Origin of the sequence: Streptomyces sp. NBC_01788 (genome assembly GCF_035917575.1) — a bacterium.
Classification (GTDB): domain Bacteria; phylum Actinomycetota; class Actinomycetes; order Streptomycetales; family Streptomycetaceae; genus Streptomyces.
In genome coordinates this window covers 2,025,014-2,049,507 of record NZ_CP109090.1, presented here as the reverse complement: position 1 = coordinate 2,049,507, position 24,494 = coordinate 2,025,014, and the positions used below count along the sequence as shown (strand labels likewise).

At 74.1% G+C, this 24,494-nt stretch carries 19 protein-coding genes and 1 riboswitch; of the genes, 4 read left to right on the top strand and 15 right to left on the bottom strand.

Going from position 1 to position 24,494, the window contains the following annotated elements:
- Positions 1-16: 16 nt before the first annotated feature.
- Genes cobC through cobM form a run of 6 tightly spaced genes read right to left on the bottom strand, consistent with a single transcriptional unit; the run spans position 17 to position 6,367 of the window.
- Complete coding sequence (gene cobC, locus OIE49_RS09490; RefSeq protein ID WP_326801933.1) at positions 17-1,090, bottom strand: Rv2231c family pyridoxal phosphate-dependent protein CobC; 1,074 nt, start codon at positions 1,088-1,090, stop codon at positions 17-19.
- Positions 1,080-2,000 carry a sirohydrochlorin chelatase gene (locus tag OIE49_RS09485; RefSeq protein ID WP_326801932.1) on the bottom strand — a complete coding sequence of 307 codons (921 nt, stop codon included), beginning with the start codon at positions 1,998-2,000 and terminating at the stop codon, positions 1,080-1,082. The genes cobC and OIE49_RS09485 overlap by 11 nt, the downstream gene beginning before the upstream one ends.
- A complete protein-coding gene (locus OIE49_RS09480) occupies positions 1,997-2,620 on the bottom strand; it encodes a precorrin-8X methylmutase (protein WP_326801931.1) in 624 nt (207 codons plus the stop codon). Before OIE49_RS09480 ends, OIE49_RS09485 begins: the two co-directional genes overlap by 4 nt.
- On the bottom strand, positions 2,617-4,317 hold the full coding sequence (gene cobJ, locus OIE49_RS09475; RefSeq protein WP_326801930.1) for a precorrin-3B C(17)-methyltransferase: 1,701 nt from the start codon (positions 4,315-4,317) through the stop codon (positions 2,617-2,619). Before cobJ ends, OIE49_RS09480 begins: the two co-directional genes overlap by 4 nt.
- On the bottom strand, positions 4,314-5,552 hold the full coding sequence (cbiE, locus tag OIE49_RS09470; RefSeq protein WP_326801929.1) for a precorrin-6y C5,15-methyltransferase (decarboxylating) subunit CbiE: 1,239 nt from the start codon (positions 5,550-5,552) through the stop codon (positions 4,314-4,316). The genes cobJ and cbiE overlap by 4 nt, the downstream gene beginning before the upstream one ends.
- Entirely contained in the window at positions 5,549-6,367 is an 819-nt protein-coding gene (gene cobM, locus OIE49_RS09465; protein ID WP_326801928.1) for a precorrin-4 C(11)-methyltransferase, read from the bottom strand. The genes cbiE and cobM overlap by 4 nt, the downstream gene beginning before the upstream one ends.
- A 95-nt stretch (positions 6,368-6,462) precedes the next feature.
- Between cobM and OIE49_RS09460 the strand changes: the two genes are divergently transcribed.
- On the top strand, positions 6,463-7,194 hold the full coding sequence (locus OIE49_RS09460) for a ZIP family metal transporter (protein ID WP_326801927.1): 732 nt from the start codon (positions 6,463-6,465) through the stop codon (positions 7,192-7,194).
- Between the two features lie 26 nt (positions 7,195-7,220).
- On the opposite strand, the gene cobI is transcribed toward OIE49_RS09460, so the two are convergent.
- The 9 genes from cobI to OIE49_RS09415 all read right to left on the bottom strand — a co-directional run bounded on the left by cobI (position 7,221) and on the right by OIE49_RS09415 (position 20,260).
- On the bottom strand, positions 7,221-7,970 hold the full coding sequence (gene cobI, locus OIE49_RS09455; protein WP_326801926.1) for a precorrin-2 C(20)-methyltransferase: 750 nt from the start codon (positions 7,968-7,970) through the stop codon (positions 7,221-7,223).
- Entirely contained in the window at positions 7,967-9,352 is a 1,386-nt protein-coding gene (locus tag OIE49_RS09450) for a cobyrinate a,c-diamide synthase (RefSeq protein WP_326801925.1), read from the bottom strand. The genes cobI and OIE49_RS09450 overlap by 4 nt, the downstream gene beginning before the upstream one ends.
- Positions 9,346-9,954 carry a cob(I)yrinic acid a,c-diamide adenosyltransferase gene (cobO, locus tag OIE49_RS09445; protein ID WP_326801924.1) on the bottom strand — a complete coding sequence of 203 codons (609 nt, stop codon included), beginning with the start codon at positions 9,952-9,954 and terminating at the stop codon, positions 9,346-9,348. Before cobO ends, OIE49_RS09450 begins: the two co-directional genes overlap by 7 nt.
- The gene (locus OIE49_RS09440) at positions 9,954-11,969 is read right to left on the bottom strand and encodes a putative cobaltochelatase (protein ID WP_326801923.1); all 2,016 of its coding nucleotides are present in this window, start codon (positions 11,967-11,969) and stop codon (positions 9,954-9,956) included. Before OIE49_RS09440 ends, cobO begins: the two co-directional genes overlap by 1 nt.
- 232 nt (positions 11,970-12,201) lie before the next feature.
- Complete coding sequence (cobN, locus tag OIE49_RS09435; protein ID WP_326801922.1) at positions 12,202-15,852, bottom strand: cobaltochelatase subunit CobN; 3,651 nt, start codon at positions 15,850-15,852, stop codon at positions 12,202-12,204.
- Entirely contained in the window at positions 15,849-17,396 is a 1,548-nt protein-coding gene (locus OIE49_RS09430) for a cobyric acid synthase (protein ID WP_326801921.1), read from the bottom strand. Before OIE49_RS09430 ends, cobN begins: the two co-directional genes overlap by 4 nt.
- Positions 17,393-18,334 (bottom strand): cobalamin biosynthesis protein, encoded by a 942-nt coding sequence (locus tag OIE49_RS09425; RefSeq protein WP_326801920.1) that lies wholly within the window; start codon positions 18,332-18,334, stop codon positions 17,393-17,395. The genes OIE49_RS09430 and OIE49_RS09425 overlap by 4 nt, the downstream gene beginning before the upstream one ends.
- A gap of 101 nt (positions 18,335-18,435) precedes the next feature.
- Positions 18,436-18,576, bottom strand: a riboswitch (cobalamin riboswitch).
- Between the two features lie 163 nt (positions 18,577-18,739).
- Complete coding sequence (locus OIE49_RS09420) at positions 18,740-18,964, bottom strand: hypothetical protein (RefSeq protein WP_326801919.1); 225 nt, start codon at positions 18,962-18,964, stop codon at positions 18,740-18,742.
- Positions 18,965-18,997: 33 nt separating this feature from the next.
- On the bottom strand, positions 18,998-20,260 hold the full coding sequence (locus OIE49_RS09415) for an inorganic phosphate transporter (RefSeq protein WP_326801918.1): 1,263 nt from the start codon (positions 20,258-20,260) through the stop codon (positions 18,998-19,000).
- A gap of 154 nt (positions 20,261-20,414) precedes the next feature.
- Here OIE49_RS09415 and OIE49_RS09410 point away from each other — a divergent pair, with 154 nt between their 5' ends.
- From OIE49_RS09410 to OIE49_RS09400, 3 genes are all read left to right on the top strand, one after another.
- Positions 20,415-21,086, top strand: a complete 672-nt coding sequence (locus OIE49_RS09410; protein ID WP_326801917.1) for a class II aldolase/adducin family protein — start codon at positions 20,415-20,417, stop codon at positions 21,084-21,086.
- A gap of 243 nt (positions 21,087-21,329) precedes the next feature.
- Positions 21,330-22,457 carry an alpha/beta hydrolase gene (locus OIE49_RS09405; protein WP_326801916.1) on the top strand — a complete coding sequence of 376 codons (1,128 nt, stop codon included), beginning with the start codon at positions 21,330-21,332 and terminating at the stop codon, positions 22,455-22,457.
- A 797-nt stretch (positions 22,458-23,254) separates the two neighbouring features.
- On the top strand, positions 23,255-24,472 hold the full coding sequence (locus tag OIE49_RS09400) for a hypothetical protein (protein WP_401844204.1): 1,218 nt from the start codon (positions 23,255-23,257) through the stop codon (positions 24,470-24,472).
- The last annotated feature ends 22 nt before the right edge of the window (positions 24,473-24,494 follow it).

The following is a 24,494-nucleotide window of genomic DNA, read 5'->3' as shown; positions in this document are numbered from 1 at the left end:
TTCCCGGCGCGGTGAGTCAGGGAACGGTGGGCGGCGCCAGCGCCGAGCCCAGGGCACGGACGAAGCCGTCCACCGTCCCCCTGTCCCGCACCGCCAGCCGCAGCCAGTCCCCGCCAAGACCGGGGAACGTGTCCCCGCGCCGTACCGCGTATCCCAGCCCGCGCAACCGCCGCCGTACGTCCGCCGCCCCCGGCACGCGCACCAGCACGAAGGGGCCCTCGGCCGGTCGCACCACCCGCACCCCGTGACCCGCGAAGGAGTCCAGGGCCGCCACCAGGTGGGCCCGGTCCGCGGCGATACGGCGGGCCGCGGCCTCCGCCTCGGCCAGCGCCCGCGGCTCCACGCACGCCACCGCCGCCGCGAGCGCCGGAGTGGACACCGGCCACAGCGGCTGGGCACGCTCCAGCTCGGCGATCACCTCGGGCGACGACAACACGTAGCCGATCCGCAGCCCCGCGAGACCCCACGTCTTGGTCAGGCTGCGCAGTACCACGAGGCCGGGCACGTCCGTCCGCCCCGCCAGCGACTCCCGCTCGCCCGGCACCGCGTCCATGAAGGCCTCGTCGACCACCAGCACCCGTCCCGGACGGGCCAGTCCGGCGACGGACGCGGCCGGATGCAGCACCGATGTCGGGTTCGTCGGGTTGCCGACCACCACCAGGTCCGCGTCCTCGGGGACGGCCGCCGGATCGAGCCGGAAGCCGTCCTGTGCCCGCAGCAGCACCCGGTCCACTGTGTGCCCCGCGTCCCGCAGCGCCGCCTCCGGCTCGGTGAACTGCGGATGCACGACGACCGGCCGCCGCACCTTCAGCGCCCGTGCCAGCAGCACGAACGCCTCCGCCGCGCCCGCCGTCAGCAGCACCCGCTCCACCGGCAGCCCGTGCCGCGCCGCCACCGCCGCCCGCGCGGCCCGCCCGTCCGGGTAGGCGGCGAGACCGGTCAGCGAGGCGGCGATCCGCTCCCGCAGCCATCCCGGCGGCGCGTCCGTCCGCACGTTCACGGCGAGGTCCACCAGTGCCGCCCCGTCGTCGCGGACCTCGGCGTCCCCGTGGTGCCGCAGATCGTGCCCGGCCGCGTCCTCAGTGCGCATGGGAGTGAGAGTGCCCTCCATGATGGTGGTGCCCGTGTCCGTGCCCGTCGTCGTCCGGGTGGAAGTGCGGCTGCTGCGGCAGCCCCACCTTGTCCTCGAAGCCCGGCAGCGCGATCCGGTACACGCACGAGTCGCAGTTCATCCGCAGATCGCCCTTCACCGCCTCCTCGTACCGCTCCATCACCAGGTCCAGCAGCTCCGGCTCCGGCCCGATCACGTCCGCCGAGCGCACATCGGTCTCCGGGTGCGCCGCCGCCCAGTCCGCCGTCTGCCGCCGCACGCGGTCCGGCAGGATGCCCGTGAACAGGAAGTACGGCAGCACGACGATCCGCCGCGCGCCCAGCTTCACGCACCGGTCGAGCCCGCTCGGCACGTCCGGCGCCGCGAGCGACACGAACGCCGTCTCCACGCCCGCGTACCCACGTCCCTCCCACAGCAGCCGCGCCGCCTTGTGCACCTCGGCGTTGGCGTCCGGGTCGGTCGAGCCGCGCCCGACCAGCAGCACCGTCACCTCGGAGCGGTCCCAGGACGGATCGACCGCCTCGTCCAGCCGCCGCTCCAGCACCCGCAGAAGTGAGGGGTGCGGGCCCAGCGGCCGGCCGTAGGTGTACGAGATCCCCGGGTGCCGTTCCTTCTCACGGGCCAGCGCCGCCGGAATGTCGCCCTTGGCGTGCCCTGCGGACACCAGCATCAGCGGTACGGCGGCGAACCGGCGTACGCCCCGCTCCACCAGCTCGGCGACGGCCTCGCCCAGCGGCGGCGGGGACAGTTCGATGAAGCCGCCCGCGACGGGCAGTTCGGGGTGACGGCGCCCCAACTCCCGTACGAAGTCGCGGAACGCCTCGGCTCCGGCGTCGTCCCGGGTGCCGTGACCGGCGATGAGCAGAGCGGGCGGCGGCGGGGTGGTCACAGGGTCTCCTCGAGCGATTCAAGCGATGCGAGCGGTTCAGGCGATTCAAACGAACTGGGTTGGTACAGAAGGGCGTTGAGCGCGGCCGCAGCGACCGCCGAACCGCCCTTCTCGGACACGTTGCTCACGGCGGGCAGCCCGCTCTCGCGCAACGCGGCCTTGGACTCGGCCGCCCCGACGAAACCGACGGGCAGGCCGATGACGAGCGCGGGGGCGGCGTTCAGCTTCAGCAGCTCCTCCAGGGCGGTCGGCGCGCAGCCGATCACCCAGAGCGCGCCCGGGCCGACGTCCTCGTACGCCAGCCGGATCGCGTGCGCGGAGCGGGTCATCCCGGGACCCGACCTGGCGCCCTTGAGCCGGCAGACGGTCTCGCGCCGGGTGATCCCGGCGGCCACCATCTCCACGTCCGCGACCACGGGAGCCCCCGCGTGCAGCGCGGCGTGCGCCGTCAGCAGCTCGCCCTCGTCCATGACGAGGTCGGACGCGTACTCCAGGTCGGCGGAGGAATGAACGACCCGCTCCACCACCGCCCGCGTCAGCGGCGCGAAGTGCGAGGTGTCCAGGCGGGCGCGCAGCCGCCGGAACGACTCCTGCTCGATCGGGTGGACGACACGGTTCACTTCGGCTCCTCCCCGGACGCCTGCCAGCGGTAGCCGCGCGGCGTGACCATGCGCCCCGCGATCTCTCGGGTCGCGGTGTTGCCCACGGTCACGACCGTCATCATGTCGACCGTCTCCGGGTCGAGCGTGGCCAGCGTCGTCACCCGGCTGGACTCGTCCGGCCGGGACGCGTTCCGTACGACACCGACCGGCGTCGCCGGCTCCCGGTGCTCCGCCAGGACCATCAGCGCCTTCGGCAGCTGCCAGTCCCGGCCCCGGGAGCGGGGGTTGTAGAACGTCACGACGAGGTCCGCCTCGGCCGCCGCCCGCACCCGCCGCTCGATGACCTCCCAGGGGGTGTGCAGATCGGAGAGGCTGATCGAGACATGGTCGTGGCCCAGGGGGGCGCCGAGAAGGGCGCCCGCGGCGAGGGCGGCCGTGACGCCGGGGACCCCGACGACGTCGATGTCGTCGGACGCTTCGGCCAGCGCGGGCGAGGCCATCGCGTACACCCCCGCGTCGCCGCTGCCGATCAGCGCGACGGCATGCCCGCGCCGGGCCTCGGCGACCGCCGTGCGCGCCCGCTCCTCCTCCGCGCCGAGACCCGACTGGAGGATGCGGGTGCCGGGCCGCAGCAGGTCGCGGACCTGGTCGACATACTGGTCGAGCCCCACGAGAACGGAGGCACGCCGCAACTCCGCCCGCGCGCGCGGCGTGAGGAGGTCCCGGGCGCCGGGACCCAACCCGACGACCGCGAGCCGACCGCGCCCCGGCCGCCGTACGACCGCGCAGGTGGCCATCGCGGGCGTCCCATCGGCGCGCTCCGACTTCCGCTTGGGCACGAGGAGTTCGCCCCCGCGCGCGAGCGCGGCGGCCTCCGCGACGGAGGGGGTGCCGACGGCGGCGAGCGGCGCCCGCGACGGGTTGGGCACGTCGACCGCCGCCAACTCCCCGGCGGAGTACGCCACCAGGGGCACCCCGAGCCGCCGGGCCGCCTCGACGACGCCGGGCTCCTGCGCCTTGGCGTCGACCGTGGCCAGTTCGGCGAGCGACGCCGCGGACAGCCCGGCCTCCGCGAGCACGCCCTCGACCAGGCCCAGCACCTCCTCGACGGGCGCGCCCCTGGACGCGCCGACGCCCACGACCAGCGTCGGCGGCCGCAGGACCACCTCCCGTCCGGCGGGCGCGGCGGCACGGTCGGTGACCCGGATCGTGTACGCGCCCTCGGCGGCGACCGGCAGTGGCGGCAGCGGCCAGCGCACCTCCGCGTCAAGACCGACCGGCTCCCCGTCGAGCAGCGCCCGCGAGACCCCGGCGACATCGCCCTCCACCGGAAGGCCGAGCGTGTCGAGACCGGGCAGTCCCACGGCGTCCGTCGCGGTCGTCACGACCGGCTCCGCGCCCAGCACCTCGCCCACCGCGCGGGCCAGTTCGTTCGCCCCGCCCGCGTGCCCGCCGACCAGGGACACCGCGAACCGGCCGCCCTCGTCGACGCACACCACTCCGGGATCGGAGGCCTTCTCGCCCAGCAGCGGCGCGATCAGCCGTACGACCGCCCCCGTCGCCAGGAAGCACACCAGCTGCCCGCACTCGGCGAAGGCGGCCCGTACGGCGTCCCCGACGGGCCCTTCGTACACCCGGGTACGGTCCGGCCAGGCCGCGGCCAGCCGGTCCCGCGCAGCCGCGCCCGCCGCCGTGGCGGAAATGAGGCCGATCACTCAGCCACTCCTTCGTGTCGCACCGGGGGCCGCGTGCCCCACAGCAGAAAAACAGGGTTGGTGGCCGCGAGCCGGGTCACGTCGCCCGGCAGCGGCGCGAGCCGCGAGGACTGGAGCAGCACGCCGTCGCACACGAGCCCGGCGGCGGCCAGCGCCCCGCGCACGGCCGGCACCCGGTCGAGGGCCGCCACGGCGACCACGACGGTCCGCCGGGCCCGCCGCGCGCACGCGGTCACGACCTCGGGCAGCGCGCGCCCGCCGCCACCGACGAACACCGCGTTGGGCTCTGCGAGCCCGGCCAGCGCCTCCGGTGCGGTTCCGTGCACCACCGACACGTCCACGGCGTGCGCCGCCGCGTTGGCGCGGATCCGCTCCACTCCGTCGGCCGTCTGCTCGACGGCGGTGACGGCGGCGCCCAGCCGGGCGCACTCCACGGCGACCGAACCGGAGCCCGCGCCCACGTCCCAGACCAGGTCGCCGAGGCGCGGCCCGAGCCGGGCCAGCGCCAGGGCGCGCACCTCGAACTTGGTGATCATCGAGTCGCGGTGGGCGAACTCGCTCTCCTGCAGGGCCCATCGGGACGGGCCGGCCGGCGGGCCCGCGACCGTGCGCAGAGGGCCGGGCGAGTGCGCCCCGTCCAGGCACAGCACCACGTTCACCGCCGTACCCCAGTCGCGGGCGGCGGCCTCGGCCGGCGTGAGCCGTTCCACCCGCTCGCCCTCCGGGTCGCCCAGCGCGGAGGCGACGACCAGCACCCGCTCGCCGCAGGTGCCGTCCAGCGCGGCGCCCAGCTCGGCGGGCCCGGCCCCCGGCCCGGTCAGCACGGCGACCTTCGGACGCGCCCGGCACACGTTCACGGCCGTGCGCAGATCCCGCCCGTGCGCGCTGACCACCACCGCGTCGTCCCAGGGCAGCCCGATCCGCGCGAACGCGGCGGCCACGGAGGAGACACCGGGGCGGACGTCCAGCAGCCCGGGCCCGAACCGCTCGGCGAGCGCCCGTACGATCCCGAAGAATCCGGGGTCCCCGGAGGCCAGCACGAGCACCGGGCGCTCCTTGCCGACGTACTCCGCGATGGTGTCGAGCGCCGGCGCCAGCGGGCCCAGGACCACCCGTTCGGCGTCCTCCGGCAGCCGTACGGCGTCCAGGTGCCGCCGCGCGCCCACGACGAGCCCGGCGTCCGCGGGCACCCGGGTGCCGTACGCCCCGGTGCCCGTGCCGACCACCGTGATCACGTGCTCGCACCCCGCGCGCGCAGGGCCCTGCGGGCCTCGGGGTCGGCCTTGCGGTGGCCGTGGAAGTGCCCGGGGTGGTACAGGTGCGAACGGGTGCCTTGGGCGGCGAGGGCCGGTCCGACCAGGAACAGCGTGTGCTTCCAGAGCTTGTGCTCCTTGACCGTCTCCTCCAGCGTGCCGACCGTGCACGTGACGACCAGCTCCTCCGGCCAGGTCGCCTGGTAGGCGACCACGACCGGCGTGGACGTCGGGTAGCCGCCCTCCAGCAGCTCCCGCACGAGCTGGCCGCTGCGGGCCGCCGACAGGAACACCGCCATGGTGGTGCCGTGCCGGGCGAACTCGCGCACCTCCTCGCCGGGCGGCATGGGCGTTTTCCCGCCACCGAGCCGGGTCAGCACGACCGACTGCGCGACCTCCGGGATCGTCAGCTCGCGCCGCGCCAGCGCGGCCACGGCCGAGAAGGACGAGACACCGGGCACGACCTCCGTCGCGATGCCGATGTCCGCGCACCGGTCGAGCTGCTCCTGCGTGCCGCCCCACAGCGCCGGGTCGCCGGAGTGGACACGGGCCACTTTCAGCCCCTCCGCGTGCGCCCGCTCGTACACGGCGACGACGTCCTCCAGGGACAGGGCCGCCGAGTCCAGGATCTCCGCGTCCTCGCGCGCGTGCTGGAGCACCTCGGCCTGCACCAGGCTGGCCGCCCAGATCACCACGTCGGCCTCGGCGATCGCGCGGGCCGCCCGGAACGTCAGCAGGTCGGCGGCGCCGGGGCCGGCACCGACGAAGGTCACCTTGCCGGTCGGGGCAACGGCCATGGGTTCGGGTCCTCTCATGCGGAATGTCCTGATGTGGGGGGATATGGGAGTGGCCGGATGTGCGCGATCGGGCCCTCATCGGATAGCAAGGGCACATGGCGGTCTTCGTCGCGCTCGGCGCGTTCCTGATGACGCTGGCCGGCGGCTGGACGGCACAGCGGGTGACCGACCGCCGCCATCTGGTCCTGGGACTGGCCGGCGGCCTGATGCTGGGCGTGGTCGGCCTCGACCTGCTGCCCGAGGCACTGCACGCGGCCGGCCGGGACGTGTTCGGCGTACCGGCGGCCCTGCTGCTGTTCGTGGCCGGGTTCCTGGTGGCCCACTTGGTGGAACGCCTGCTGGCCGCGCGGCAGGCCGCGCACGGCGGCGCCGAGCGGCACAACCACCGCGCCCCCGAGGTGGGCCTGACGGCCGCGGCCGCCATGGTCGGTCACAGCGCCATGGACGGCGTGGCCATAGGGGCCGCCTTCCAGGTGGACCACGGCATGGGCGTCGCGGTCGCGCTCGCCGTCATCGCCCACGACTTCGCCGACGGCTTCAACACGTTCACCATCACCAGCCTGTACGGCAACGCGCGCCGCAAGGCCGTCGCCATGCTCGTCGCGGACGCCCTGGCCCCCATAGCGGGCGCCGCGGCGACCACGCTCGTCACCATCCCGGAGTGGTTCCTCGGCGGCTATCTCGGCCTTTTCGGCGGAGCCCTGCTCTACCTCGCCGCGGCGGAGATCCTCCCCGAGGCCCACCACGAGCACCCCGCCCGCTCGACCCTGCTGTGCACGGTCGCGGGCGTGGCCTTCATCTGGATGGTGGTCGGCCTGGCGGCCTGACCGGTCCTCCCGCACGCGGGTACGGCTCACAGCTTGCCGCCCCGCCCGCCCTCGCGCCGCGCGGGCGCGATGAGCGTCGACAGGTACGGCAGCGGCGCCCCGTCGAGCCCCGAGGCCGGCCGGATCGACTCCTCCGGCAGTCCCAGCGCCGACCCCCACACCGCGTCGTCGATCCGCCCGCTCTCCCGCAGCGCCTCGGCCACCTCCCGCGCCTGCCGCCCGAACTTGTACGCCACGACGGTTCCGGGCCCGTTCAGCGCCTGCTCGAGCACGGCGGCCCCCGCGGTGACCGGCACCAGGGTCAGCGGCTCCGTCCCCTCGGTCAGCACGGCCCCCGAACGCGCCGCGAGATCCTGCATCGCGGTGATCCCGGGCACCGTCTCCACCACGGTCCCCGGCACCAGCGCGGCGACGGTCTGCGCCAGATACGTGAAGGTCGAGTAGACGTTGGGATCGCCGATGGTGGCGAAGGCGACGGTGCCACGGCTTTCGAGCAGCCCGGCGACCCGCTGCCCGGCCGCGTCCCACGCGGCCTCGCGCCGCGCCCGGTCCGACCGCTCGTTCAGCGCGAACACCACCCGGACGACCTTCTCCGCGGGCACGTAGTGCAGCACGGTCGCCTCGGCACGCCCGCGCTCCCCGCCGTCCGTTCCGTCGACAGCGCCCATGACGGGCACGACGACGACGTCCGCGGTGCGCAGGGCGTTGACGCCCTTGACGGTCACCAACTCCGGATCGCCGGGGCCCACCCCGACTCCGACCAGCCTGCTGCTCATGACGTCCGGCACCTCTCGACGAACCGACGGGCGACACCGGGCGCGGCCGCCCAGTGCGTGTGCAGATAACTCGCGTGCACGTTCCGCTGTACGAAGCCTTCGACCCGCCGCTCGGGGACGAGCACGCCCCAGGCGGGGGCCGCCGTTCCCGTGCCCGAGCCGGGCTCGACGGCGGTCCGGTGGAACTCGTGCCCCCGCATCCGCTCCCCGGCCCCGGCGAGCACGCTGTCGCTCACGGCCACGGCGTCCCGGTAGCCGAGTGTGAGCCGCCCGGTCATCCGCGCGGAGGCGTCCAGCACCCCGCACATGGGCCGCCCGTCCAGCTCCCGGCACAGATACAGCAGCCCGGCACACTCGGCGGCGACGGGAGCACCGCCGAGCGCCAGCCCGGCGACCGCCTCGCGCAACGGCTCGTTGGCGGACAGCTCCGCCGCGTACACCTCGGGAAACCCGCCCCCCACGACCAGCCCTCGGGTCCCCTCGGGCAGCCGCTCGTCCCGCAGCGGGTCGAAGGGCACGACCTCGGCCCCGGCGGCATGCAGCAGCTCGGCGTGCTCCGCGTAGGAGAACGTGAAGGCGGATCCGCCGGCGACGGCGACCCTCGGCCTCTCCCGGTGGCCCCCATCGCCGGTGGAGGGCAGGACCTCGGCCGCGTCCCAGGCCTCGCACGACAGCGCCCCCGCGCCGCGCGCCAGCGCGACCAGCGCCTCCAGATCGCATCCGGCAAAGACCTGCGCCGCCATCGCCGCCACCGCGTCCACGGCCGCCGCCCGCCGCTCGGCGACCGGCACCAGACCGAGATGACGAGACGGCGTCTCGACCTGCTCGACCCGGCGCAGAACCCCCAGCACGGGCACGCCGACCGAGTCCAGCGCCTCGCGGAGCAGCGCCTCGTGCCGGTCGGAGGCCACCTTGTTGAGGATCACGCCCCCGATCCGCACCTCGGGATCCCAGGTCACGAACCCGTGCACCAGCGCCGCCACCGACCGGGACTGCGAGGAAGCGTCGACGACCAGCACCACCGGCGCCCGCAGCAGCTTCGCCACCTGCGCGGTGGAGGCCAGTTCGCCCTCTCCGGCGGCCCCGTCGTACAGCCCCATCACGCCCTCGACGACGGCGATGTCACACCCGCGCGCCCCGTGCAGGAACAGCGGGCCGATCAGCTCCGGCCCGCACAGGTACGCGTCCAGGTTGCGCCCCACGCGCCCGGTGGCGAGCGCGTGATACCCGGGGTCGATGTAGTCCGGGCCGACCTTGTGCGGGGACACCGAAAGCCCCCGCCGGGCCAGCGTGGCCATCAACCCCGTGGCGACGGTGGTCTTGCCGCTGCCCGACGAGGGCGCGGCGACGACCAGCCGGGGCACGGACGGGGACGTCACCACTCGATGCCCCTCTGCCCCTTCTGCCCGGCGTCCATCGGGTGCTTGACCTTGGACATGTCGGTGACGAGGTCGGCGAAGTCCACCAGCTCGCCGGGCGCGTTCCGGCCGGTGATCACCACATGCTGGGTCCCGGGCCGGTTCCGCAGCACCTCCACGACCTCGGCGGTGTCGACCCAGCCCCAGTGCATCGGATACGCGAACTCGTCGAGCACGTACAGCCGGTACGTCTCGGCGGCCAGGTCCCGCTTGACCTGCTCCCAGCCCTCACGCGCCTTCTGCTCGTTGGTCGCGTTGTCACCCTGCGTGTCCCGCTGCACCCAGGACCACCCCTCGCCCATCTTGTGCCAGTCGACGGTGCCGCCCTGCTCCGAGGCCCCCAGCACCCGCAGTGCGTTCTCCTCGCCGACCTTCCACTTGGCCGACTTGACGAACTGGAACACCCCGATCGGCCAGCCCTGGTTCCAGGCGCGCAGCGCAAGCCCGAAGGCGGCGGTGGACTTGCCCTTGCCGATCCCGGTGTGCACCACGACCAGCGGACGGTTGCGCCGCTGACGTGTCGTCAGCCCGTCGTCGGGTACGGCACTCGGCTGTCCCTGCGGCATTACGCGGCCCTCCTCGAAGTCGAAATGCCCTGAACATCCCTGACAAGACCGGCGATGCTGTCCGCCCGCAGCTCGTCCAACGTCACGGCCGTACCGTCCAGTTCACCCGCGAGCTGCCCGGCGAGCCCGAGCCGGACCGGCCCCGACTCGCAGTCCACGACCACGGACGCGGTCCCCTCGGCCGCGAACAGCCGCGCCGCGCGCCCGGCCAGGGCGACCGGCTCGGGACCGCCGGTGGCCCGTCCATCGGTCACCACCACGACCAGCGCCCGCCGCGCGGGGTCCCGCAGCCGCTCGATCCGCAGCACCTCGTGCGCCTTGAGCAGCCCGGCGGCCAGCGGCGTACGGCCACCGGTCGGTAGCGACTCCAGCCGGACGGCGGCGGCGTCGACCGACGACGTCGGCGGCAGCGCGACCTGCGCCTCCTTGCCGCGGAAGGTCACCAGCCCCACCTTGTCGCGCCGCTGGTAGGCGTCGAGGAGCAGCGACAGTACGGCGCCCTTGACGGCGCTCATGCGCTGCCGGGCGGCCATCGACCCGGAGGCGTCGACCACGAACAGGACGAGGTTCCCCTCGCGCCCCTCGCGGGTCGCCTGCCGCAGATCGTCCCGGCGGACGACCAGCCCAGGCCCCGACCGCCCCCGTGCCCGCTGGTGCGGTGCGGCGGCCTGCACGGTGGCCGCCAGATGCAGCTTGGTCAGGGCACCTCGGGGCCGCCGCGCCCCGATCGTGCGCCCGTGCTCGGTCCGCGCCCGCGAACGCCGCCCGGCGGCGCCCTCGCCGAGGCCGGGCACGCTCAGCACCTTGGTGCGGAACGGCTCGGAGGCGCGTACGGCGGACTGCTCACCGGCGCCGGCCCCGGAGGGCTGCGGCTCGCCGCCGCTGTCGCCGGCGTCGGGCTGTGCGGCGGTGTCACCGTCCTGCGGGCCGCCGTCGTCGGGGGAGGGCTGGCCTCCGCCCCCGCCGGGCCCATCGGGACCGGGGTCGGGATCGTCGTCCTCCGAGCCCCCGAACTCCTGAAGGGTCTCGTCGAGCTTGTCCTCGTCAAGACCGGGTGCGTCGAAGGGGTTGCGCCGCCGCCGGTGGGGGAGGGCCAGCAGCGCGGCCTGCCGGACATCCTCGGCGAGCACGTCGGTCCGCCCGGCCCAGGCGGCCAACGCGGTTGCGGTCCTGGCCATGACGATGTCGGCCCGCATGCCGTCCACCTCGAAGGCGGCACAGGTCGCGGCGATCTGCCGCAGCGCGCCATCGCCCAGCCGGACCTGCGACAGCAGCTCGCGCGCGGCCACGATCCGCGCCCGTACGGCGGCCTCCTCGTCGGCCCAGCGCGCGGCGAAGGCGGCGGGATCGTCGTCGTAGGCGAGGCGGCGGCGCACGACCTCCACCCGCTGGTCGGGCTCCCGCGAGGCCGCGACCTCGACGGTCAGGCCGAAGCGGTCGAGGAGTTGGGGCCGCAATTCGCCTTCCTCGGGATTCATGGTCCCGACGAGCAGGAAACGGGCGGCGTGCCGCATGGACACACCCTCACGCTCGACGTGCGAGGCGCCCATCGCGGCTGCGTCAAGCAAAAGGTCGACCAGGTGGTCATGGAGCAAGTTCACTTCGTCGACGTACAGCACACCGCGGTGAGCCGCCGCAAGGAGCCCAGGCTCCACAGCTTTCACACCGTGCGTAAGCGCCTGCTCGATGTCCATGGCGCCGACGAGTCGGTCTTCGCTGGCACCGACCGGCAGCTCGACCATGCGCGCCGGGCGCTTGACGCCGTTGCCCAACGGGTGAGGTCCATCCGGGCATCCGGGGTCGGGCGCGGCCGGGTCGCAGGAGAAGCGGCAGCCTGGGACCACGACCAGCTCAGGCAGCAGAGCCGTCAGAGCACGCACGGTGGTGCTCTTGGCGGTTCCCTTCTCCCCGCGGACGAGAACTCCGCCGACTGACGGACTGACGGCGTTCAGCAGGAGAGCCAACCGCAGGTCGTCTTGTCCGACGATGGCTGTGAACGGATAGAGCGTGCTCACGTGGCGTTACTCCTTCGGGTGACTCGTGACGAACTGGCTCGAATCCGAGCTGTGGACCGGTCATGGTCGAACCCTGTTCCCCGCACGCGCGGGGGTGTTCCGGCCTTCACGCCTTCGGCCAGGGCGCGCTCCATGTGGTCCCCGCCGACGCGGGGGTGATCCGACCCGGTGCGTTTCCTCACCGAGGGTGCGTGTCCTGCTCCCCACGCATGCGGGGATGTCGTGTGGGCGGTCATGCGTCGCCCTCCAGATCTCCCTCAAGTTCGAGGTAGGTCGCCCGGAGCCGGTCCAGGGTCTCCTGGTCCGGCTCCGCCCACAGCCCGCGGTCAGCCGCCTCCAGCAAGCGCTCGGTGATGCCCCGCAACGCCCACGGGTTGGACTTCTTCATGAAGTCCCGGTTCTCGGCGTCGAAGACGTACTCGGCGCTGAGCTTCTCGTACATCCAGTCGTCGACCACGCCCGCCGTGGCGTCGTACCCGAAGAGGTAGTCAACGGTCGCCGCCATTTCGAAAGCACCTTTGTAGCCGTGCCTGCGCATTGCTGACATCCAGCGAGGATTGACAACGCGAGCCCGGAAAACGCGGTGTGTCTCCTCGCTCAGGCTTCTGGTCTTCACCTGATCAGGAGTTGCCGAATCCCCCACGTACGCCTCCGGGCTCGTCCCCGTCAGGTGCCGGACCATCGCCACCATGCCGCCGTGGTACTGGAAGTAGTCGTCGGCGTCGACCAGGTCGTGCTCACGGGTGTCGACGTTCTTCGCCGCCACCGCGATCCGCCGGAACGCCGTCTCCATGTCCCCGCGCGCCGCTCGCCCGTCGAGGCCGCGCCCGTAGGCGTAGCCGCCCCACACCGCGTACACCTCGGCCAGATCGGCGTCGCTGCGCCAGTTGCGCGCGTCGATCAGCGGCAGCAGGCCCGCGCCGTACGCGCCCGGCTTGGAGCCGAAGATGCGGGCCGTGGCGCGGCGCCGGTCGCCGTGTTCGGCGGTGTCCTCGTCGGCGTGCGCCTTGACGAAGTTCCGGTCGGCGGGCTCCTCCAACTCGGCCACCGACCGTACGGCGTCGTCGATCAGGGCGACCACGTGCGGGAACGCGTCCCGGAAGAAGCCCGAGATGCGGACCGTCACGTCGATGCGCGGCCGGTCCAGCTCTTGAAGGGAGACCACCTCGAAGCCGGTCACCCGGCGCGAGGCGTCGTCCCACACCGGACGGCAGCCGAGGAGCGCCAGGATCTCGGCGATGTCGTCGCCCTGGGTGCGCATCGCGGACGTGCCCCAGACCGTCAGACCGACCGACTTCGGGTACTCGCCGGTGTCCTGGAGATAGCGGGCGACCAGCGAGTCCGCGAGCGACTGGCCGACCTCCCAACTCAGCCTGGACGGGATCGCCTTGGGGTCGACCGAGTAGAAGTTGCGGCCGGTCGGCAGCACGTTGACCAGGCCGCGGGTCGGCGAGCCGGACGGCCCCGCGGGGACGTAACCGCCGTCCAGCGCGCGCAGGATGTGCCCGATCTCGTCCGTCGTACGGGCCAGCCGCGGCACGACCTCGGTGGAGGCGAACTCCAGCACGGCCGTTGCGTCCGGGAGTTCGGTGCCCAGCACGTCCCGTACGAGCGCCGGACCCGCGTCGGCCGCCCAGCCGCGCTCCTCCATGCCCTCGGCGATCCGCCGGCACAGCTGCTCCAGCAGGTCGATGGCGTCCGCCGCGGTGCGCGAGGGGCCCTCCACCAGGTCCGTCAGCTCCACCGGCACCTTCACCGGAGCGCCCGGCTCGGCCAGCAACTCCTTCTCCACGAGGCCGAAGTGCTCCGCGAGACAGGCCCGCAGCCCCGGCAGCGCGTTCGCCTGCCCGCCCCACACCTGGGAGGCGCGCAGCACGGCCAGCACGAGGTTCACCCGCGGTTCGCCGACCGGGCCGCCGCCGAGGATGTGCAGACCGTCCCTGATCTGCACGTCCTTGATCTCGCACAGATAGCCGTCGATGTGCATCACGAACTCGTCGAACTCGTCGTCGTCCGGCTGCTCGTCCACATGGAGGTCGTGGTGCAGTTCGGCGGCCTTGACCAGGGTCCAGATCTGGGCGCGCACGGCGGGCGCCTTCACCGGGTCCAGGTCGGAGACGAGCGCGTACTCGTCGAGGAGCTGCTCCAGTTTGGCGAGGTCGCCGTACGTGTCCGCGCGTGCCATCGGCGGGACCAGGTGGTCGACGACCGTGGCGTGCCCGCGCCGCTTGGCCTGGGTGCCCTCGCCGGGGTCGTTGACGATGAAGGGGTACACCAGCGGCAGGTCGCCGAGCACCGCGTCCGGCGCGCACCCGCGCGAGAGCCCGAGGCCCTTGCCGGGCAGCCACTCCATCGTGCCGTGCTTGCCCATGTGCACGATGGCGTCGGCGCCGAAAGAGTTCTCCAGCCACCGGTAGGCCGCCATGTAGTGGTGGGACGGCGGCATGTCGGGGTCGTGGTAGATCGCGATCGGGTTCTCGCCGAAACCGCGCGGCGGCTGGATCATGACGACCACGTTCCCGAACTGCAGGGACGCGAGGACGATGTCGTCGCCGTCGACGTACAGGGAGCCCGGCGGCTCGCCCCACGCCTCCGTCATCCCGTCCCGCAGCTCCGGGTCCAGCGTGTCGAACCAGGCCCGGTAGTCGGCCAGCGGCACGCGCGCGGGTGCGGCGGCCAGTTGGTCCTCCGTCAGCCACTCCACGTCGTGACCGCCGGCCTCGATGAGGCGGTGGATGAGCTCGTCGCCGTTGTCGGGGTAGCCCTCGACCGCGTACCCCGCCTCCCGCAGCGCGTCCAGGACGCGTACCGCCGACGCCGGGGTGTCGAGTCCCACCGCGTTGCCGACCCGTGAGTGCTTGGTCGGGTACGCGGTGAAGACGAGCGCGATCCGCTTCTCCGCGTTGGCCTTGTGCCTGAGCCGCGCGTGCCGTACGGCGATCCCCGCGACGCGGGCGGCCCGCTCGGGGTCGGCCGCGTACACCGGGACGTCGTCCGGGCCCTGTTCCTTGAAGGAGAACGGGACGGTGATCAGCCGCCCGTCGAACTCCGGGATCGCGACCTGCATGGCCGCGTCCATGGGGGACAGCGCCGCGTCGGACTCGTCCCACGCGGCGCGCGAGGAGGTCAGGCAGAGCCCTTGCAGCACGGGGATGTCCAGGTCCGCGAGCGCCCCGATGTCCCAGGCCTCCTCGTCGCCTCCCGCTGAGGCCTGCGAGGCGTGCGTGCCGCCGGCCGCGAGGACGGTGGCGACCAGGGCGTCGGCGCGTCCGAGGATCTCGTACAGCCCGGCGTCCGCGCCGCGCAGCGAACCGCAGTAGACGGGAAGGGCGTTGGCACCGCGCGCCTCGATCGCGTCGCACAGGGTGTCCACGAACGCGCTGTTGCCGCTCAGTTCGTGGGCGCGGTAGAAGAGCACGCCGACGGTCGCCCGGCCGGCCACGAGGGCACGCTCGCCGTGGACGCCGTACTCGGGCATCCGGCGCGGCTCCTCGAAGCCCTCACCGGTCAGCAGCACCGTGTCGGAGAGGAACCGGGCGAGTTCCGCCAGGTTGTCCGGGCCGCCCTCGACGAGGTACTTCAGCGCCTCCGCCACGACCCCGGCGGGCACCGAGGACTCGGCCATCAACTCGGCGTCCGGCACGGCCTCTCCGCCCAGCAGCACGGTCGGCACGCCCGAAGCCTTCAGCGCGGCGAGCCCGTCCTCCCAGGCGCGCTTGCCGCCGAGCAGCCGTACGACGGCGATGTCCGCGCCGTCGAGCAGCCCCGGAAGTTCCTGGCCGACGTCCACGCGGGTCGGGTTGCCGATCCGGTAGGAGGCGGCCGAGGCTCGGGCGGCGAGCAGATCGGTGTCGGCGGTCGACAACAACAACACTGTGCTCATGCGGGCGCTCCCGGTGGAATGAAAGGCAGTCCTTGCGGCGCGCCCGACTCGATGAGCCGCCACAGCGCGTCCGTGTCCGCGTGCTGTTCGATCAGGTCGCCGAGCCGGTCGAGCTGCTCCTCGCGCAGCGCGGCGAACGAGGTGTCGGGTGCCGGCACGAAACGGCGGCCCGCGGCGGCCGCCACCTCGCGCAGGAAGGCCCGGCGGAAGCCGTCCGACTCCAGCGAGCCGTGCCAGTGCGTGCCCCAGACGGCCCCGACCCGGCAGCCATCCAAGAAGGCTTGGCCTCCGGTGACTTCGGCGACCCCGTGGTGGATCTCGTACCCCTCGACTCGTTCACCGAGGGCTTCACCCTCCGGCCGGGTGAGGGTCTTCTCGCGGGCGAACCTGACCCGTACGGGCAGCAGGCCCAGTCCGTCGACGTGTCCGCGCCGGCTCTCCACGTCGTCCTCGATGTGCTCGCCGAGGATCTGGAAGCCGCCGCAGACGCCCAGCACCGGCCGCCCCTCGGCGGCCCTGCTCGCCAGGGCGCGTGCGAGGCCGCGTTCCCGCAGCCATTCCAGCGCCCTGACCGTGCCGCGGGTGCCGGGCACGACGACGAGGTCGGCGTCGGCCAGTTCCTCGGGCCGGTCCACGAACCGCACGACGACGCCCGGTTCGGCGGCGAGCGCGTCCACGTCGGTGAAGTTGGACATCAGCGGCACGGCGCAGACGGCGATCCGCAGCACGTCCTCGCCGACCGGCGGCGCCACGGTGGACTCCCGCACGGCGCCCCGCAGGGACACCCTCCCCCAAGCTCTCAACTGCGTTCGAGCAGGGGGGACCCCCATCCCGTCCTCCTCGTCGATGCCGAGCCCGTGCCGGAACGGCAGCACGCCGTACGTGCGCCGGCCGGTGAGCCCGTGCAGCATGTCGAGGCCGGGTTCGAGCAGCGAGACGTCCCCGCGGAACTTGTTGACGAGGAACCCGGCGACGAGTTCCTGGTCCTGCGGCGACAGCAGGGCGACCGTGCCGAAGAAGGAGGCGAAGACGCCCCCGCGGTCGATGTCGCCGACGACGAGCACGGGCAGCCGCGCTCCGCGCGCGATGCCCATGTTGACGATGTCGGTGCGGCGCAGGTTGATCTCCGCCGGGCTGCCCGCCCCCTCGCAGATCACCGCGTCGTACGTGCTCCGCAGCTCGGCGAGGCAGTCGAGGACGGTGCCGAGGAGCTTCTGCTGCCGCCCGCCGTGGTAGCCGCGGGCGCTCAACTCGCCCACCGGTCTGCCCAGCAGGACGACCTGGCTGCTCTGCTCGCCGCCCGGCTTGAGCAGCACCGGGTTCATCAGCGCGGTCGGCTCGACGCGGCACGCCTGGGCCTGCATGGCCTGCGCCCGCCCGATCTCGGCGCCCTCCCGGGTGACGAAGGAGTTCAGGGACATGTTCTGCGCCTTGAACGGGGCGACCTTCACGCCCTGGCGCACCAGCCACCGGCAGATCCCGGCCGTGACGACGCTCTTCCCGGCGTCGGAGGTCGTGCCGGCGACGAGCAGACCGCCCCTCATGACGTCCGTCCTCTCTTCAGCAGCCGTGCGCCCGCGCACACGCCGAGCGCGAGCCAGCCCACGCGGCGGGAGAGCCGTACCGCGCGCTCGATGTCGCCCTGTTGGACGGCGCGTCCGGCGCCGTTGAGCACCGGGCGGTGCTCCACCCGCCCGCCGTACGAGAGCGTGCCGCCCAGCCGTACTCCGAGCGCCCCCGCGAACGCGGCCTCCACCGGGCCGGCGTTGGGGCTCGGGTGCTTGCGGGCGTCGGCGCGCCAGGCCCGTACGGCGCCGCGCGGGTCGTCGCCCGCCACGGCCGCCAGGACGGCGGTGAGCCGTGCCCCCGGCCAGCCGGCGAGGTCGTCGAGGCGGGCCGAGGCCCAGCCGTAGCGGCGGTACCGGGGTGACTTGTGCCCGACCATGGCGTCCAGGGTGTTGACGGCGCGGAAGCCGACGAGCCCCGGCACTCCGGCGGCGGCGCCCCACACCAGCGCGCCCACCACCGCGTCGGAGGTGTTCTCGGCGACGGACTCGACGACGGCCCGGGCGATCCCGTCGGCGTCCAGCGCCTGCGGATCGCGCCCGCACAGATGCGGCAGCCGCGCCCGGGCGCCCTCGACGTCCCCGGCTTCCAGGGCGCGCCCGATCTGCCGCGCCTCCCGGGCGAGGGAGGTGCCGCCGACGACGGCCCAGGTGGCGGCGGCGGTCAGCGCGACGGACGCGGTACGGGAGGAACGCACGGCGGACGCGGCCAGCGCGGCCGACGACACGGCACCCCCCACGCACACGGCGGTGTGCAGGGCGCCCCGGCCGCGGTGGTCCCGCCACAGCGCGCGTTCCACGGCACCCGCGGCCCGTCCGAACACGGCGACGGGGTGTCCGCGGCGTGGATCGCCGAGGAGTAGGTCACCGAGGAGGCCGGCGGCGGCGCCGTACGCGAAGACGCGATCGGCACCCATCGGGTCAGCCGGTCGTGCGGTCGGTCAGACAGACGCTGGTGAACCTCGGTCGGCAGCCGCGCATGGCGATATGTCCTCACTCAGGGTGTCCACGCCCTGGTTCGACGAGACCGGCGGTGAGAGTTCCTGACTCCCGGGGATGTTCTCCCCGGTCACAGTGGCGGGACCGCGCCGGATTCGCACCGGACTTCCTCTCCTGCCGCCGTACTTGGCTCCGGAAGTCCACCACGCACCGCGAACACCCGTCAACCTGCCGTTGACCTGCGCAGGGGTACTGAGATGAGGCACACACCACAGGGCGCACGGGAAGGCGAAACCGCCCATCCCGGGCCGTCGTGGGGACGGCCCGGGATGGGCGGGTGACGTGAGGGGCCGGGACCCGGTGGTGCAGGGTCCCGGGCCGGGCTAGGCCACGATCAGGTAGATGCCGTAGGCCACGGCGGCGGCGCACGCGGCGAAGCAGGCGTAGGCGCCGGTGACCGCGAGGGCCCCGCCGCCGTCGCCCTGGGCCACGGCCCGCTCGCGGCGGGAGAGTCCGGCGATGCCGAGGGTGAACAGGGCCACAAGGCCCACCGTGACGCCGAGGCTGACGCCGAAGACGGAGCCGAGTGCCGCCCAGTCGATGTTCATGCTGCTTCTCTTCCTTCTACCGGGGACGCCGGCTCAGATGGCGGCGGCCGGCGGCGTCGCCACGGGCGCGGGGTCGGCGACGGACGCGGAGGCGGGAGCGGGGATCGTGGCCGTGAGCCCCTCGGCCGCCGGGGAGGCCGGAGGCGGGGTGACGGCGGCGATGGCCTGGGTGATCACGCCGGCCGGCTCCTCGGAGCCGTTGACGTTGGTGTGGTCGACGACCTCGCGGCGGGAGATCTTCCAGATCGCGGCGCTGGAGGCCACCAGGAACGCGGCCACGAGCCAGGTGCCCCAGTCGCCGAGACGCGTCACGGCCTCCGCGCCGGCCGCGACCAGGGCCGCGGCGGGCAGCGTGAGGGCCCAGGCGACGGCCATGCGGCGGGCGGTGGACCAGCGGACCACGCCGCCCTTGCGGCCCAGACCCGCGCCCATCACCGAACCGGAGACGACGTGCGTGGTGGACAGGGAGAAGCCGAGGTGGGAGGAGGCCAGGATGGCGGTGGCCGCGCTGGTCTGGGCGGCGAAGCCCTGCTGCGGCTGAAGGTCGGTCAGGCCCTTGCCCATGGTGCGGATGATGCGCCAGCCGCCGATGTAGGTGCCGAGCGCGATGGCCAGGCCCGCGGAGAGGATGACCCAGGTGGGAGGGTTGGAGCCGGGGGCGAGGGCGCCGCCGGCGACCAGGGCGAGGGTGATGACACCCATGGTCTTCTGCGCGTCGTTGGTGCCGTGGGCCAGCGAGACCAGGCCGGCGGAGGCGATCTGTCCGGCGCGGTGGCCCTTCTCGGCCGCCTTGCCGTGCGAATTCGACTTACCGCCGATGCCGTACGACATCCGGGTCGAGACCAGCGCGGCCAGACCCGCGACGACCGGGGCGGCGACCGCGGGGATGAGGACCTTGGTGACCAGGGCGCCGCCGTGCACGGCGCTGAAGCCGGCCGAGGCGATGGTGGCGCCGATCAGGCCGCCCATGAGGGCGTGGGAGGAGCTGGAGGGGAGTCCGACCAGCCACGTCAGCAGATTCCAGAGGATCGCGCCGACCAGGGCGGCGAAGATGACTTCGGGACGGATGCCGTTCTCGTTGACGAGACCCTTGGAGATCGTGTTGGCGACCTCCACGGACAGGAAGGCGCCCACCAGGTTCAGCGCGGCGGACATGGCCACCGCGACCTTGGGCTTGAGTGCACCGGTCGAGATGGTTGTGGCCATCGCGTTCGCGGTGTCGTGGAAACCGTTCGTGAAATCGAACGCGAGTGCGGTGATCACCACCATCGCGAGGATCAGCGAGAAGCTTTCCATTTACCCAGGCAATCGTTCGAGCGTCATTGGCGCGTTGAACGTAGGTAACCTGAGTGAACAGAAGATGAACTGAGTCGGTCATTGCGGTGTCTGTTCCCGTAGTGCTGTGGGAAGGACCGGTCGCTCGCGCCAGGCGTCCTGGCAGGATCGGCACATGAGCGAACTCGGGGAGACGGCGCGCGCCTGGCAGGCGCTGGTGGCGGCGGCCCGCCGCACGGTGGCGGACGGACTGGTCGTCGGCACCTCCGGCAACGTGTCCGCGCGCGTGGGCGACACCGTCCTGGTGACCCCCTCGGGCGTCCCCTACGACCGGCTCACGGACGACGACATCACCGGTGTCGGCCTGGACGGCCGGCAGGTGCTCGGCACCCTGGTGCCGACCAGCGAGCTGCCCATGCACCTCGCGGTCTACCGCAGCACCGACGCGGGCGCCGTCGTCCACACCCACGCCGTGCACGCGACGGCCGTCTCCACCCTCGTCACCGAGCTCCCGCTGATCCACTACATGGCCGGCGCGCTCGGCGGCCCCGTCCGCGTGGCCCCGTACGCCACGTACGGCACCGAGGAGCTGGCCGGGAACATGCTCCGCGCCCTCGCCGGCCGCACCGGCTGCCTGCTGCGCAACCACGGCACCGTCACCTACGGCGCCACCCTCGACCAGGCCTACGACCGCACGGCGCAGCTCGAGTGGATGTGCCGGGTGTGGCTGGCGGCGTCCGGCGTCCCCGGTCTGACACCGGCTCTGCTGACGCCGGAGCAACTTGCGGCTGCGGGGGAGCGGCTGCGGGGATACGGACAGCAGGGGCAGGGGCAGGGGCAGGGGTAAGGGCGGGAGCGGAAGCCGGAGCCGGGGTCGGAGTGGGGACTGAGGCGCGGGACCGGGGCCGGGGCGGGAGGCTGCGGAGAGGTCTGGAGACGGCCCGGAGACGGCCCGGGCACGGTGGCCTCGCGTGCGGACGGTGCGGGCCGTGCGGGAATGAACGCCGCTCTTCATGGAACCCGCGCGGACATGTCACCCCGACCCGCCGTCCCACTGGCCGGTGACCGGGTGCGCCAGGACACTGGAGCCGTGCCCACAGTCAAAGCGACGGCCGCGGCCGTCACCGCTGCCCTGGCGGCCGGCGCGGCGAGCGTCGCCGCGGGCCGGCTGGCCAGCGACGCCGCGCTCAAGGCGCTCCCGGGCCGGCCCCTGCCCACCGAACCCCGGCTCACCGTGCACGCCACGGCCGCCGGCCAGATCAGCCTCACCCGTGACCTCGCCTCCCTGCGCCCGGGCACCTACGGCCTGGCGGGCAACGGCTCCCACGCGGTGGTCGGCCCCGTCCTGCCCACCGCCCCGCACCGGCCCGACACCGTCGTACGCCGGCTCGAGCGCGTCACCCACGGCACCCTGCACCGCGGCGACAAGGTGTGGCTCACCCCGAACCTGCACGTCGGCAACCCGCGCACCGCCCTCGGCATCGAGCACGCCGACGTCGACGTACCGGGCGAACTCGGCTCCCTGCCCGCGTGGTTCGTGCCCGGGGTGCGCGAGACCTGGGTGATCGCGACGCACGGCCTGGGCAGCACCCGCGAACTCCCCATGAACATCATGGCGTTCCTGCACCGCCGGCACTTCCCGGTGCTCGCCCTCGCCTACCGCGGCGACCTCGGTGCGCCCCGTCCGCCGGACGGCCTGAACCACCTCGGCGAGACCGAGTGGCGGGACCTGGACGCGGCGATCCGCTACGCCATGCGGTACGGGGCCGAGCGGATCGTTCTGCACGGCTGGTCCACCGGTGCCACGATGGCGCTGCGCGCCGCCACCCGCTCGGCGTTGCGCGACCGGATCACCGGGCTGGTCCTCGACTCCCCGGTGCTCAACTGGGAGGTGACGCTGCGGGCCCTGGCCCGGGCACGGCACACCCCGGGCCCCCTGCTCCCGCTGGCGGTGCGCGCCGCGCAGGGGCGCACCGGTCTGTACGGCGACCGCCTGGCCGGGGCGACGGACCCGGAGGGGCTCACGATGCCGACCCTGATCTTCCACGGCCCGGGCGACCAGGTGGCTCCCTGGCAGCTCTCCCGCCGCCTCGCCGACCGCCGTCCCAACCTGATCGCGCTGCACACGGTGCCGAGCGCCCCGCACGGCGCGATGTGGAACGCCGACCCCGAGGGCTACGAGGAGGCCCTGCGGCGCTTCCTCACGCCGCTGATGTGAGGCGGCGGCACGGTTCCTTTCGCCGCGTGTCACCCGCTGGGGGACCGGCGTACGCCCAGGTCCCGGGGACCCCTCCGGAACCGGCTGAAAGGTGCCCCTCGGGTGTCCTCGCGGCCTTCCCTTGGCCTTCTCCATCGCCCGCCGTGACATTCCGTTTGGGTTTTCGGACCGTCAACCGGAAGACTGCACCCGTGACGTCCCGTATCCCGCGCGACTCCAGGCTTCGCATCGTCCGCCCACGACCCCTGGCCGCCGCCCCCAGAGCCGTGAACCAGCGGCAACCGCGCCGCCACGCCCCGCGCCCCCCGGAGGGCACTCCGGCACCCGCGGTGCTGGCCAGAACGGCGCGCTCCCTCCTGGCCGGGGCGGCCCGCGTCGCCCGCTGGGCGGACGCCGCCCTCGGGCCCGGCCGCGGGGGGCCGACCGCCGACGACAAGGCCACCCTCTCCGACGCGACCACCGAGAGGGCGGCCGCCGATCTGGGCCTGACCGCCGCTCAGGTCCGCGCCGACTGGGACACCGCCCGGCTCTCCGGCCTCATCGAGGTGCACGGCGACAACGCCCGCCCCGGCTGGCGGCTGCGCGCCTGGGACCGCGACGACAGCGCCGTCCTGCGCGGCTGGGTGGCCCTCTTCGACGCCTGGTCGCTCGCCTGCCCGGAACCGGAGGGCCACGAGGCGGCCGCCGTCGCCGAGGTCGTGTCGGCCATGCCGCAGGTCCTGTCCTTCCTCCAGCTCTCCGCCGGCCCCGTCCCGGTCGACCAGCTCCTCGACCTCCTCCGCCAGCGCGTCACAGAACTGCGCACCGACCGCTGCGAGGTCTCCTACACCCCGGACCCCGCGCTCGGAGCCACGGACCCCGCCCCCGCGCCGGGCGCCGCCCCCGACCTGGAGATCGGCCTCAGGGCTGCCCCCGCCGCCCCCGGCGGTGGCGCGGCAGCCCCGTCGCCGGAGGGCGCCGTGCCCGGGGGCACCGGGCCCGCCGCCCCTGTGCCGGGCTCCGGTCTTCGGGTGGCCCCTGCCGCCGGGGCGAGCGTCGTCTCCGGCCTCGACGGTGCTGTCGCGCCCGAGACCTCCGCGGCCCCGCACGCGGCCGCCGAGCCCGGCGCCGTCCCCGACCCCGAGGCCGTCCTCCGCGTGGCCCCCGCGACCGCGACCGCGACCGTCGCCGGCTCCGACGCCGACGGTGCGGTGGTCACGGCCGTCGCGCCCGAGTCCGGCCTGCCGGTGTCCGACGGCGATGCCGGCGTTTCCCCGTCCGCGCCGCGGGTCGCGGTGCCCGGCGACGGGAGCGACCCGCTTGCGCCGCTGCTCGGGTGGGCCCTGCGGGCGCTCGCCGCGGTGGGGGCGCTGACCGTCGGGGACGGGCAGGCAACGCTCACCCCGCTCGGGAGCTGGGCGGTGTGGGTGAAGCTGGAGCAGATCTGCGTGGCCGCGCAGAGCCCCGCCGGGAACATCGAGCAGTCGGCCGAGGGCATGCTCCGCGGCTGCGCCCAGCTGCGGCCCAACGCGGCCCGGGCCGAGTACCGCGCCTGGCTCGCCGCCCGGCCCGTCGGCAGCGCCGTCACCGAGCTGCTCGGCGGCGCCCGCGGTGAGGACGCCCTGCTGCGCGGGCTCGCCTTCGAGGCGCTGCGGGTCGTCGGCGCGCCCGCCGAACCCGACGTACGGGCCGTGCTCGACGAGCCGGCGCTCAGACCGTACGCCCTGCTGTGGCTCGCCGAGCACGACGGCGTCGACGCGGAGGACGCCCACGAGCTGCTCACCCGCGAGGAGGCCACCTGGCTGTGGGTCGACACCGCCGCCGCGGTCACCGACCACGGCGAGGCCTCGATGCTCGTACGGCACCTGGAGGCCGCGGTGCAGCCCACCGTCCCGATGCTGCTCGACGAGGTGCGCACCGTGGGCCACCCCCGCACCGTGCAGGTGCTGGTCGCGCTCGCCGCCGCGCACCCCGACCCGGCGCTGGCCAAGGCCCTGCGCCGGGCGGCCTTCCAGGTCCACACCGGAGGCAACTAGGCCCCCGGGGCCGAGGCAACCG